General features: G+C 66.0%; 9 protein-coding genes and 2 pseudogenes. 9 read left to right on the forward strand and 2 right to left on the reverse strand.

The window, feature by feature from the left end; translation table 11 throughout:
• The first annotated feature begins 170 nt into the window (after positions 1-170).
• Positions 171-1,652 (forward strand): MFS transporter, encoded by a 1,482-nt coding sequence (locus ACWDUM_RS23490; RefSeq protein ID WP_450135840.1) that lies wholly within the window; start codon positions 171-173, stop codon positions 1,650-1,652.
• 65 nt (positions 1,653-1,717) lie between these two features.
• On the opposite strand, the gene ACWDUM_RS23495 is transcribed toward ACWDUM_RS23490, so the two are convergent.
• Positions 1,718-2,263 carry an LLM class flavin-dependent oxidoreductase gene (locus ACWDUM_RS23495; RefSeq protein ID WP_450135841.1) on the reverse strand — a complete coding sequence of 182 codons (546 nt, stop codon included), beginning with the start codon at positions 2,261-2,263 and terminating at the stop codon, positions 1,718-1,720.
• A gap of 604 nt (positions 2,264-2,867) precedes the next feature.
• Here ACWDUM_RS23495 and ACWDUM_RS23500 point away from each other — a divergent pair.
• The 8 genes and pseudogenes from ACWDUM_RS23500 (at position 2,868) to ACWDUM_RS23535 (ending at position 11,514) form a co-directional block, all read left to right on the forward strand.
• Entirely contained in the window at positions 2,868-4,370 is a 1,503-nt protein-coding gene (locus tag ACWDUM_RS23500) for an MFS transporter (RefSeq protein ID WP_450135842.1), read from the forward strand.
• 70 nt (positions 4,371-4,440) lie between these two features.
• A complete protein-coding gene (locus tag ACWDUM_RS23505) occupies positions 4,441-4,902 on the forward strand; it encodes a nuclear transport factor 2 family protein (RefSeq protein WP_450135843.1) in 462 nt (153 codons plus the stop codon).
• Positions 4,903-5,179: 277 nt separating this feature from the next.
• Positions 5,180-5,482: pseudogene (locus ACWDUM_RS23510) on the forward strand (nuclear transport factor 2 family protein); the annotation flags it as partial.
• 20 nt (positions 5,483-5,502) lie between these two features.
• Positions 5,503-6,004 (forward strand): annotated as a pseudogene (locus tag ACWDUM_RS23515) (oxidoreductase); the annotation flags it as partial.
• A 291-nt stretch (positions 6,005-6,295) separates the two neighbouring features.
• Entirely contained in the window at positions 6,296-7,885 is a 1,590-nt protein-coding gene (locus tag ACWDUM_RS23520; protein WP_450135844.1) for an AMP-binding protein, read from the forward strand.
• A 187-nt stretch (positions 7,886-8,072) separates the two neighbouring features.
• On the forward strand, positions 8,073-9,725 hold the full coding sequence (locus tag ACWDUM_RS23525; protein ID WP_450135845.1) for a DUF222 domain-containing protein: 1,653 nt from the start codon (positions 8,073-8,075) through the stop codon (positions 9,723-9,725).
• Between the two features lie 296 nt (positions 9,726-10,021).
• A complete protein-coding gene (locus ACWDUM_RS23530; protein WP_450135846.1) occupies positions 10,022-10,657 on the forward strand; it encodes a TetR/AcrR family transcriptional regulator in 636 nt (211 codons plus the stop codon).
• Positions 10,657-11,514 (forward strand): 3-hydroxyacyl-CoA dehydrogenase, encoded by an 858-nt coding sequence (locus tag ACWDUM_RS23535; protein ID WP_450135847.1) that lies wholly within the window; start codon positions 10,657-10,659, stop codon positions 11,512-11,514. Before ACWDUM_RS23530 ends, ACWDUM_RS23535 begins: the two co-directional genes overlap by 1 nt.
• Before the next feature lie 108 nt (positions 11,515-11,622).
• Here the strand turns inward: ACWDUM_RS23535 and ACWDUM_RS23540 are convergent, their stop codons facing one another.
• Positions 11,623-12,768, reverse strand: coding sequence for an acyl-CoA dehydrogenase family protein (locus tag ACWDUM_RS23540; protein ID WP_450135848.1), 1,146 nt, complete (start codon positions 12,766-12,768; stop codon positions 11,623-11,625).
• Positions 12,769-12,819 lie beyond the last annotated feature (51 nt).

The following is a 12,819-nucleotide window of genomic DNA, read 5'->3' on the forward strand; positions in this document are numbered from 1 at the left end:
TTCGATCTGTGACGGACCGCACACGGGTCTAGCGTCGGTCCGGCGCTCTTCCCGGGCGCGCGGTCAAAAGATCTGCATTGCAAGGCATGTGGATGACTTCTGTGGGCGTCGGGACAGCACGCGCACGCTCCGGGTCCTCCACTTTGCATCGACTGTGTCAGGAGATGGATATGACGGAATCCGCACGGCGCGGCAGCAAGACCTGGAGCTTCGCCGAATCGGGTGGATGGACTGCGCCCGTGGTGATCTCGCTCGTCGCGATGGTCCTCGTACAGGAGTACGTTGCGCTCAGTGTCTCCATGGTTTCCATGGCAATGCCCTCGATCACGACATATTTTGCCACGAGCCAGGGTGGATGGCTGGTAACCGGCTTCCTGCTCACCGGAGCGGTGACCAGTCCGCTGTTCGGGAAGATGGCTGACCTGTACGGCAAGCGGAGGATACTCGTGCTCGTGCTCGTTGTCGCCGCGATCGGCGGGGTCATCTCGGCAACAGCTCCTTCGATATCCGTCCTGATTCTGGGGCGCTGTGTCGAAGGTGTGGCGGTCGCCGGGCTCTTCCTGTCCTACTCGCTGATGCGCGATGTGTACCCGCGGCAAATCCTGCCTCTCGCTGCGAGCCTGTGCGCCACCGGTATCGGGGTCTTCGGAATTGGAGTTCCCTTCCTGGTTGGTTGGCTGCTGGAGAACATCGGATTCCGTGGCCTCTTCTGGTTCGACGCCGGAGTCCTCGTGGCAATCTGCGTCATCATCGTCGCCACCACCCCCGAAACGTCTCTGCGCACCCCCGCCAAACTTGACCTGACGGGCGGCCTCCTCCTTGGTGGCGGGATCGCTGCGGTTCTGGTGGCAGTGAGCATGGGCGGTTCGTGGGGATGGACATCGGTCGGAGTCGGTCTCTGCGTAGTGGCAGGTGCGACGGCGCTCACCGTCTTCTGGTTCCATGCGCGCCGCATCGCTGATCCGATCGTCGACCTGAGACTGCTTTCCGCGCGACCGATTCTCATGACCACTGTGGTAGGTGCACTGGGCTATGCAGCGTTCACGGTCTACGGGGTGGCCTTTCCCATGATGGCCATGGCGTCACGCGAGGAGTCCGGGTACGGGTTGGGCATGACACCGACCCAGTACGCATTGCTGGGGGCGCCGGGGTCACTGGCGATCGTGGTCGGCGGCTTCGTGGTCGGCAAAGTTGTCGGGCGTGCCGGTGGCCGCATCTGCCTACTGACGGGATGTACCCTGCTTGCGGCCGGTGGTCTCTCGATAGCCTTCCTCAGTGACAGCTATGGCCAGTACTTGATCGCGGTTCTGTTGATCGGATTCGGTACGGGTCTCACTCTCGCGGCGGTGCCCAATCTCGTTATCGAGAACGCACCAGCCGAGGACCAAGGTTCGATATCCGCGAACGTTCAGGTTGCACTCAGTGCACTGTCCAGCGCAGCACCGGTGGTCCTGTTCGCGGTCCTCGCCGCGAGTGCCACGGTCACCGCAGAGGGCATTTCCTACAGCGCCGTCGGATTCCGGAACGGGTCGTTGTTGATCTTCGGGGCGGCAGGATTTGCGGTTGTACTCCTGTTGACGGTCTTCTCGTCGCGCCGTTTGGCGCGCAGCGCCGCTGCCCTGGACGTGAGCGACGCGTCCGTGCCGAGGTAGACCTCCGGAACGCATCTCGACGTACGGTCATTTGTTGAGTGGCCGTATGTCGATTCCCGGTCCTCTCAACCCTTGAGTCCAGTGAGCCAGGTGAGCACCGGGTCGATGTCGTCGGACGTCTTTACCAGCATGGATCCCTGCACGAGTACGGTACTCACGCCGGCGTCAACGGCCTTCTCGGCTGCGGTGGTCATCGCACCGTAATCCACTGCGCCGGCGTTGTCCCTGACCGGAGGAATGATCATCTGAACCTCCGCGACCCGAGGATCGCGGCCCTGTTCCTCGAAGCAGCGATGTAGGAGCGTTAGACCTTCCTCGAGTTGGTTCACATCCGCTGGTGCGGCCGCCCAACCATCGCCCACTCGTGCGATGCGTTCGAAGTTCCGCTTGGATGGGGCGACACCGAACACCATCGGGATACGGTCCTGAATGGGCCGCGGCAGGCTGTGGAAGTCTGCGAACTCGATTGTGTTCCCGGAAAACGATGCCGGCTGCGCCCCCCACAGTGCCCGGCACGCGGCCACCGTCTCCTCGAGACGCCCGAACCGCTTGTCGAACGGCATTCCCGCCGCGTCGTATTCGGCCTCCTGCCAACCCACGCCGACGCCCATGTGGCAGCGGCCGCCGGAGAGCCCGTCGAGCGTCGCGATCTGCTTGGCGAGTAGGAGGGCCGGCCGATCGGGGCGATCAGTACGAACGCTCCGAGCTGGACCCGCTCCGTCACCGCCGCGACCGCGGACAGCAGCGACATGGCCTCTGGCCAGGACTGGTCCAGGTCCCACGGAAAACTGTTGTCGCGGACTCGTGTTGCGTGGGTCTCGGTGGTGAAGCCGAGATGGTCCGACGTGGTCAGCAGATCGACGCCTCGCCGATCCGCCTCTGCCGCCAGCGTGAGCATGCCGCGCAGGTCCCCTCCGAACAGTCGATCCGTTCCGAAGATGTCGATGCCGATCCTCATGGTGTCCTTTCCGGTACAGGAACTGTCTCTAGGTAGACGGTGTTCCATCCCCGGCTTGGAGGCGAGTGATCGGTCCGGTGAGTGGAAGTGACTCGTCGGGTGGTCAATTGTTGTGTCGTTCAGGCATTTCCCGCTGTCCGGAAGCTTTGGTGGCGCTACACACCCAGGGGAACTGTGATGTGGGTCGCGCGCGGTATCGAGTCCGGGTGCGTTTCGTCAGGCTTCTGGTTCGCCAGGCATCGGGAAGGAACTCGAACGTGATCGCGGAACCGCAGACTGCCCCGGATTCGGGCAACGGCATCTCGGGGGGGTGGAGTCCGAGGCTGATTCTTTCCCTCACGGCTATCGTGCTGCTGGGGGAGATGCTGTCCTTCAGCTACATCATGGTGTCGATGGCTCTGCCGACCATTTCGGCGAATTTCCATACCGGACAGGGTGCCTGGGTGCTCACGGGCTTTCTCATCGTCGGATCGGTCGCGTCGCCGCTGGTCGGGAAGCTCGCGGACACGCACGGCAAGCGCAGGCTGCTGCTCGCGTGCGTGGTGATCTCGGCGGTCGGGTGGTTGATCTGTGCCCTGGCGCCGAGCTTCTCCGTTCTCATCGTGGGCCGTGCGATCGCCGGCATGATGGTGCCGACCCTGTTCCTGAGCTATTCCCTGATCCGGGACGTGTTCCCCGCGAAGACGATCGCACTGTCCGTGAGCATCGCGACCAGCGGGATGGGATTGATCGCGATTCCCGCGCCGTTCCTGTCCGGGTGGCTGATCGACACGTTCGGGTTCCGGAGCGTCTTCTGGTTCGGTGCCGTCGGCCTGGCCGTCCTCGCCGTCTTCATCCGCATCACGACCGCCGAGTCCACCGTGCGTTTGCGTTCGCGTATCGACCTGGTCGGCGCGCTGCTCCTGGCCACGGGTATCGCCGGTGTCCTCGTCGCCGTCAGCTTCGGTCCGACATGGGGCTGGGCGGACAGCGGAACGATGATCTTCCTGCTTGCCGGATTGCTGTTGATCGGGGCGTGGTTCTGGTCCGCGCGGGTGGTCCGGGAACCGCTGATCGATCTGGACGTGCTCGGACGGCGCCCCGTACTGCTGACCTCACTCGGTGCCGGTTTTGTCTACGGCACCACGAGCCTGTTCACGCTGATGCTGCCGATGCTGGCAATGACCCCCATCGTGTTCGGGCTCGGCTATGGATTCGGTGTCAGCGCAGGGGGCTTTGCGATCTTCCAGACGCCACTTGGCGGCATGATCGTGATCGGCGGCATCGCGGTGGGCGTGCTCGTCGGCCGTGGGATCCGTCCGAGAGGACTGATCGTGATCGGGTCGCTGCTCATGGCTGCGGCCGCGGTGTGTGTCGCCGCAGTGCCGGACGGCAAGGTTGCCGTCATCCTCGCCGCCGGTGTCTTCGGCACCGGAATGGGAATGTGCTACGCGGCAATTCCGAACCTGCTCATCGAGGCCGTCCCGCCGCAACTGCAGGCGAGCACCGCCAGCATCGTCGGCGTCGTGCAGTCCATGCTCTCGGCGGTGACACCAGTGATCGCCTTCGCGGTGATGAACAACTCCTTCATCGCGGACCTTCCGGAGGAGATGACGCAGGGCGCTGTCGTTTACGAGGTCGGTGGATTTCAGGCCGCCTTCCTGATTGCCGCGGCATGTGCCGTGATCAGCGCCCTGGTGTTGTTCGCCCTTCCCCGGCGAATCGAGCAGATCCGGGTTCCGCAGGCCGAGGTCCGTGAGCCGGCGCTCGTCGCCGACTGATCACCACGAGACTTGGGCCGACCACGAGCGTCGCGCCGATTCGAATGTCAACAGTAGGACGGAGAGTCTGATGGATCCGATGGAGAAGTTGCAGCGGGCGGTGGACGAGCTCGAGATTCGAAATCTCATCGCCAGGGTGTACCTGATGGCGGATGAGGAGCCCGATCTGGAGGTGTACGGGGCCAACTTCACCGAGGACGCGATCTGGGAACGTGTCGATGGCGGTGGCCGCGGCAGCCACCTCGACACCCGGCTGGTGGGGCGGGATCTGATTCTCGCGGATCGGCAGCGGATGCGGGACTCGGGGCGTTTCGGTCCCGGCCGGACCGGCCGGCACCTGATCACCACCCTGGCCGTGACGGTATCGGATGACGACACCGCCCAAGCCGATTCGAAGTTCCTGATCGTCGATGGGGCGAAACCGCGACCCGTCATCGATGCCGTAGGCCACTACCGTGACACGCTCTGTCGTACAGAAGACGGTTGGAAGCTCAGCCACCGTCGCTACGCGTCGATGAGTGCGAATCACTGATTCCGCCGTCATGGGCGTGGGATGTACCGAGGGTTGATCGCCGACCGTGTGGTGGTCTTGAGATCTGATGAGGTCGTCGAGACCGGGACCACCGAGCAGATCTAGCGGTCCCCTCCCGAGGGGTACGTGCGCGTGTTGCTCGATGCCGGCCCGGGGCCCGTGCTGCGATCGGCTCGGCGAACGATCATTTCTCGGGTCGGAACACGTGGCAAGGAGAACCGCGGTGATCGTGCGGAGGTCCACTGAACGGACAGTTGCGTTGGACCCCTCTCACCGCTACCCCACGCTGCACACGGACGACGTGGTGTCGGAGACGTGGGGCGACCTGCCGGACGATCAGCAGCCGCAGACCGATGGAACGGCAAATCGCATTGTGGGCAAGGAAAGGCTGACGGAGGCAATCAGCGGCCTCCTTGATGGGCCGACCCGGGTCACCACCGTCCACCACGGCCACACACCCGAGATCGAGCTGGCCTCGGACACCACGGCCCGTGGCATCTGGGCGATGGAGGACGAACTGTGGTGGACGAACGGTGACGCCGAGGAACACCTGCACGGCTACGGGCATTACCACGCTGACGCTGCCGAATCAGCCTGGTGATGTCTCCCATGACCAGGGGGTACTCGCCTCGTGGCGTCCCCACTACCGAGGTGGTCGACTACTACCGGCGCCGAGCTGAAGGCGGCACCGGACTGCTGATCACCGAGGGTGTCGCCATCGACCACTCGACGGCGGTGGACAATCCGGACGTTCCACGTCTGCATGGTGATGATGCGCTGGCGGGGTGGCGCCGCGTGGCCATGAATCCGTTCATGGCGCCGGCGGGCGCGTCGTCCCGCAACTCTGACACGTCGGTCCGCTGTGGGCGCGATGGTCGACGTGGATCCCGCCATCAGACCAATGCGCCCCTCGGGTCTGTGGGGCACGGTCGGTCACACTGTTTACCCGCCCGACTGCATCCAACGCGCCTGTGTCCCGGTGCAAGCGATGACCGAAGAAGACATTGCCGATGTCATCGCCGCGTATGCACGGTTGGCCCGGAATGCCATTGACGTCGGCTTCGACGGCATCGCGATCCATGGAGGACACGGGCACCTGCTCCTCGTCGGAATCGGTCGGCTGCACCTGGCCGATCCGGCGATCGCCGAAACCATTCGCAGCGGGTCTCCGCTGCCGTTCTTCGATCGGGAGATGCGCGAGCGACGGCTGCACTGAGGTCATGTGCGGTTTGTCACCAGGTGGTCGGTGGTGGAGTGGTTGTCCGACCTCTCGTGAGCAACGGATGCCACCGGCGCTGACGCGCCACCCCGGCATCGGCCGTGGGGACGTGTTGAAGTAGATTCGGGACACTGAGCGCGCGCTTAGTTCTGTACCCGGACGAGGAGTGGTCCCGTGAGCTTCAAGAGCCCCTACGCCGATGTCGAGATCCCGAACCTCGGTCTTTACGACTTCCTGTTCGGCTCGATCGCGGAGGCGGACCTGGACCGGGTCGCCCTGATCGACGGCCGAACCGGTGCGGAGACCGACTACCGCACGCTGATCGCGAAGGTCAATGCCGTGGCCGGCGCGCTCGCGGCACGTGGGTTGCAGGTCGGGGACGTCGTGGGCCTGCACTCGCCGAACTCGCCCGAGTTCGCGATCGCCTTCCACGGCATTCTGCGCGGCGGCGGCACGGCGACCACGATCAACGCGCTCTACACCGCCGCCGACATCGCCAAGCAGCTCAAGGACTCCGGGGCGAAGGCACTGTTCACCGTCTCGCCGATGCTGGCCCAGGCGGTCTCCGCCGCCGAGCAGGTCGGCATCCCCGCCGAGCGGGTCTTCGTGCTCGACGGCGCCGACGGCCACCTGTCTCTGGCCGACCTGATCGCGGAGGACGCCGTCGCCCCCGAGGTCGACTTCGACCCGGCCACCCAGGTCGCGGTGCTGCCGTACTCGTCCGGCACCACCGGTAACCCGAAGGGCGTCAAGCTTTCTCATCGGAACCTGGTCGCGAACGTCTGCCAGATCCGGCCCCGACTCGGGGTCCATACCGACGACCGCGTCCTCGCTCTGCTGCCGTTCTTCCACATCTACGGCCTGACCGTGCTTCTCAACGCCTCGCTGTACCAGCGCGCCAGCCTGGTCACGATGGCGAAGTTCGACCTGCCGGAGTTCCTGACGCTGGTGTCGGAGAAGAAGTGCACTTACGTCTTTGTCGCACCGCCGGTCGCGCTGGCCCTGGCCAAGCATCCGATGGTCGACGAGTACGACCTGTCGAGCGTGCACACCATCCTGTCCGGGGCGGCCTCGCTCGACGAGGAACTCGGCAAGGCCGTCGCGACCCGCCTCGGCCTGCGGGTGCTGCAGGGCTACGGCATGAGCGAGCTGAGCCCGGTCAGCCACAACCTCGCGTACGACGAGGAGGGTGTGCCGCTCAGTTCCGTCGGCAAGCCGGTCGCGAACTCCGAGAACAAGATCGTCGACCCCGGTACCGGCGAGGAGACAGCGGTCCCTGCCGAGGGGCGCAGCGAGCCGGGTGAGCTGTGGGTCAAGGGGCCGAACGTGATGCTCGGCTACCTCAACAACGACGCCGCGACCGCGGAGACCCTGGACGCCGACGGCTATCTGCACACCGGCGACATCGCCGTCGTCGATGCGGACCGCAACGTCTACATCGTCGACCGGCTCAAGGAACTCATCAAGTACAAGGGCTACCAGGTGCCGCCGGCGGAGCTCGAGGCACTGCTGCTCACGCACCCGAAGATCGCCGACGCCGCGGTCATCGGCGTCCTCGACGACGAGGGCGAGGAGGTGCCGAAGGCGTTCGTCGTCCTGCAGCCCGGCGCGGAGCTGACCGAGGGAGAGGTCATCTCATTTGTCGCCGAGCGGGTTTCGCCGCACAAGAAGGTGCGCCGGGTGCAGTTCATCGACACCGTTCCGAAGTCCACGGCGGGCAAGATCCTGCGCAAGGATCTGCGGGCCGCGGAGGCGCAAGGGTAGTTCTCGTCGGGTCCCGTCGCAGGGCGCCGTCGTCTGATTCAACCGGACGACGGCGCCCTGGTCATTCACGGGTGGTCCGTCGCGATCGTGCGAGAGGAATGTGCCTCCCGAGCGGATTGAGGTTGGCTGACCGCGCGAAAGTACATACATCGAGCCCATTCTTCGCTAGAATTCGAACATAAGTTCGATGTCACGGGGGGGTGACGAGCGGATGGACGAACACCTGACGGCGCTCGCCGCCGCCGTTGACGGCCTGCTCACCGACCCGCTGACCGGGCTCACCGACAGTGAGGTCATCGACGCGTTGCAGCGAATGGAAGTGACGCTGCGGAAGGCATCCGCACTCGGACACCGGCTGATCGTCGAAACGGTGGAGCGGTCGATCCCTGGAAACCTGCACTGCCGATCGGTGAACGAATTCCTCACCCAAACCCTGCGAATCTCCGGCGCCGACGCCGCCCGACGAGTCAAGGGCGCGAACAAAGTTGGGACATGGCACACCCTGGGCGGCGACGATCAGGATCCAGTCCTGCCTGTGACCGCCCGCGCTGTTCATGACGGCGACGTGGGGCCCGATCACGTCGCGGCGATCGCGAAAACCATGCGCAAGGTCCCCCACGGCACCGGCGCCGACGAGATCGCGGTGGCGGAGAAGATCCTGGCCGACGCCGCCCGAACCATGCCACCCGAAGACGTCACGAAGGTCGGTGTGCATCTGCTCGCGCACCTGAACCCAGATGGTGACGGTCCCGACGAGAAGGACCGTAAGCGCCGTCGGGGCCTGCGCATCGGGAAGCAGGGCGCCGATCTCATGACACCGATCTCGGGATTACTGGATCCGGAAACGAAGGCGTTGCTCGATCCGGTCCTCGCGAAACTCGCCCGCCCCGGCATGAACAACCCCGACGACCCCGAATCGCCCTGCGGCGACATCGAATCCGACACCCTCGACCGAACGGCGCTGGCGAAAGCCGCCGCCCGAGACACCCGCACCGCCGTGCAACGCAACCACGACGCACTGAAAGTCGCCCTACGGCACCTGCTCTCGTCCGGGGTGTTGGGCAGTCACCGCGGACTGCCCGTCACCGCGATCCTGACGATGTCCGTGCGGCAGGTCGAGGAAGCATCCGGGGTGGCCACCACCGCCACCGGCGGCCTCGTCCCGATCCGTGATGCGCTGCGCATGGCCGAGAAGGCACATCCGGTGCTCGCGCTCTTCGATCACGACGGCCGGCCGCTGCATCTCGGTCGGTCGAAGCGTTTGGCATCGGCTGATCAGCGACTCGCACTCATCGCCGCCTCGCGTGGCTGCACGCGGCCGGGCTGCGATGCACCGGCGTCGATGACCGCCGTGCATCACCTGACCGAATGGAACAAGGGCGGCCGCACCGACATCGACGCTCTCGATCTCGCGTGCGATCACTGCCACGCCCTCGTCCACGACGGCCCCGGCGGCTGGCAGACCCGCAGTACAGCAAACACAACCCACCGCGCCGACCGCACCATGGCAGAAACCACCCGCCGAACCTCAGCAGAAGCCACCGGCCACGCACGCTGCTCCCGCCGTACCGAAGCAGAAACAACGGGCAATGCAGGCCGCACCAGCCGTACCGCGGCGACGACCCCCGACCGCAGCGGCCACGCCGGCCGCACCGAATGGATCCCACCACCGCACATCGACCCCACCCGCACACCGCGCGTCAATCACCGCCACCACCTCGACGACATCCTCGCCGCAGCGCTGGCGCACCACCGCGCCCGCCGCGACGCAGAACTGCGCCAGCATCGGCGGCGGTGGGGGCGCGACCGGAAAGGGAAAGACGACGGCGACGCGCCCTGACGAAGCCGATGTATCCGCTGTCCCACATGCTCGGATGTCGACCCGCGAATCGGAGCGCGTACCCACACATGTCCGCAAGCGTGCGCCCGGATCATCGGAGTTGGCCGAGGTGCTCAGGCATTCGGTTCACCCGGAGGACCTAGCCCATCTGTGTCAGGGTGGTATTCGCCGTCGTGGCTCGGGTCGGCTTGGTGGTGCCGCGTGAAACCCACCACTACCTGGGGTCAAAGGCAGAAAACTGAGTAGACTCATTAATGAGTCAAATCCGATCAGGTGGCTGCGGGAGGTGAGATCCGATGGAACGAGTCTCCGGTCGCCGTGAACGCGGCAAGGCCGAGAAGCAGACCCGGATCTGCCGCGCCGCGCGGGACCTGTTCGCCGAGAACGGTTACGAGGCCGTGACGACCCAGCAGGTCGCCGACCGCGCGGACGTCGCGATCGGGACGCTTTTCCGATACGCGTCGTCGAAGGCCGAACTGCTTCTCATGGTCTACAACGAGGCTTTCGCCGCGGCGGTCGCCCAGGGCGAGGTCGAGTCGGCGGGAGTCGCCGACCCCGTGCAGCGGGTGCTCGCGCTGATCGGCCCGGTGATCCACTCGGGCCGCGATCACGACGAGAACCTCGTCGCCTATCAACGCGACCTGCTGTTCGGTCCGCCCGACGCCCCGTTCCGGGTGGCCGGGCTGCAGATCGTCACCCGCCTCGAGGAGCTGATCGCCGCGTGCCTCACGGGCGGCGATCCTGCGGACGAGGACGCGACCGCCGCCGGGCGGGCGGTCTTCGCCGTCCTCCACCTGGAGATCGCAGGGCCAGTCGTCCGGGCGTCCGAGCCCGGCGTCGCCTCCGGCGCGCTGCGCCGTCAGGTCGAACTGATCGTGGCGGGCTACCAGGCCCGCCGTCCACAACAGCAGTCAACGAAGGGAAGAGCTTGATGACCGCCATCACCAAGATCACCGTGCTGGGGACGGGTGTCCTCGGCTCCCAGATCGCTTACCAGAGCGCCTATCACGGCGTCGACGTCGTCGCCTACGACATCAGCGACGAGATCCTCGAGAAGGCGAAGGCGCGGTTCGCGGGCCTCGCCGAGACCTACAAGGCCGAGGTTCCCGGCGCCAGTGACGAATTGGTGCAGAACGCGCTCGACAGGATCTCGTACTCCTCGGATCTCGCAGATGCCGTCAGGGACGCCGACCTGGTCATCGAGGCCATCCCCGAGATCCTCGACCTCAAGCGCGACACCTACACCAGGCTCGGCGAGGTGGCGCCGGCGAAGACGATCTTCGCGACCAACTCCTCGACGCTGCTGCCGAGCGACCTGAAGGAGTTCACCGGCCGCCCCGAGAAGTTCCTGGCCCTGCACTTCGCGAACCACGTCTGGCGGCAGAACACTGCCGAGGTGATGGGCACCGACAGCACCGATCCCGAGGTCTACCGCCGCGTCGTCGACTTCGCCACCGCGATCGGCATGGTCCCGATCGAGCTCAAGAAGGAGAAGGCAGGCTACGTCCTCAACTCGCTGCTCGTCCCGTTCCTCCGTGCGGGCGCCGAGCTGCTCGTCGACGGGATCGCCGACCCCGAGACCGTGGACAAGACGTGGCGGATCGGCACCGGAGCACCGCTCGGACCGTTCCAGATCTACGACATCGTCGGTCTGACCACCGCCTACAACATCTCCGCCGCCGGCGACGAGCCGCAGCAGCGGTTCGCGAAGTACATCAAGGAGAACTACATCGACAAGGGCAAACTCGGGGTCGCGACGGGCGAGGGCTTCTACAAGTACACCTCCTAGGCGCGGCAGCCGCCGACGGAAAGTGGGCGTCGGGCAAGGGAATCGCTTCCCGTGCCCGACGCCCACTTCTGTGACGGTCTCCGGCCACCCGGGGAGGCGGCGGGCGGCTCAGAGACCGTACGACTTTCCGATGATCTCCCGCTGGATCTCGTTGGTGCCGCCGTAGATGGTGGCACCGAGGGCGGTGCGGACGTGCTGCACCATGTCGAACTCGGTGGAGTAGCCGTAGCCGCCCATCATCTGCATGCCCTCGAGGGACATCGCCTTGGCGACCTCGGTGGCCTTGAGCTTGGCCATCGACGATGCCCGCGCGAGGTTTCCGGTGCTCGCCGGGTCGTCGGCCTGTGCCGCAACGGAATACACCAGCAGCCGGGCGCACTCGATCTCCGTCGCCAGGTCCGCCAGCCGGTGCTTGACCGCCTGGAACGAGCCGACCCGCTGACCGAACTGGGTGCGGTCGGTGACGAAGGCCAGGCAGTCGTCGAAGGCCCGTTCGGCGGTGCCGAGCAGCTGCGCGGCCAGGATCAGCCGCTCGGTGGCCAGCCCAGCCATCAGCTGGGCCCAGCCCTGCCCGACCTCACCGACCACCGCGTCGGCGGGCAGCACGCAGTCGGTGAAGTAGAGGTCGTTGACCTCGGTGCCGTTCATCGTGTCGATGCCCTTGACCGCCATGCCCGGCGTGCCTGCAGGCACGTGGAACATGGTGAGCCCGTGGTGCTTGCGCTCGCCGCGCTCGGTGCGGGCCACCAGCAGGATGCTGTCGGCGAGGTGCGCATTGGTGCACCACGTCTTCTGGCCGTTGATCATCCAGCCGTCGTCGGTACGCTCGGCGCGGCAGGCCAGGGCCGCGACATCCGATCCGGCGCCCGGCTCCGACATCGAGATCGCCAGCGCTGCACCCTCGGCGAGCCGGCCGAGGACCTGTGTCTTGAGCTCCTCGGAGGCGAACTTGGAGTAGATGCCGCCGGTGATCAGCGTGGTGCCGTGCCAGGGCACCGGCGCCATGCCGCGGGCCAACTCCTCGAGCAGCACGCACAGGTCGACGTGGTTGCCACCGGCGCCGCCGTACTCCTCGGCGACGTTGATGGCGGCCCAGCCGAATTCGGCGATCCGCCGGTTCAGTTCGAGGCTGTGCCCCTCGCGGCCGCAGTCGGTGAGCTTGTCGCGCTGCTCGCGGGTACCGACCTCACGGCGGCAGAAGTCGCGGACTGCGGCAGCGAATTCGCGCTGCTCCTCGGTGAGCGTGACGGTCATGGTTACTCCTGGCTGGATGGGCGAGATGGGCTGCGGCCGCAGCGGGGTGGG

It is taken from the genome of Rhodococcus sp. NPDC003322, from assembly GCF_053589555.1.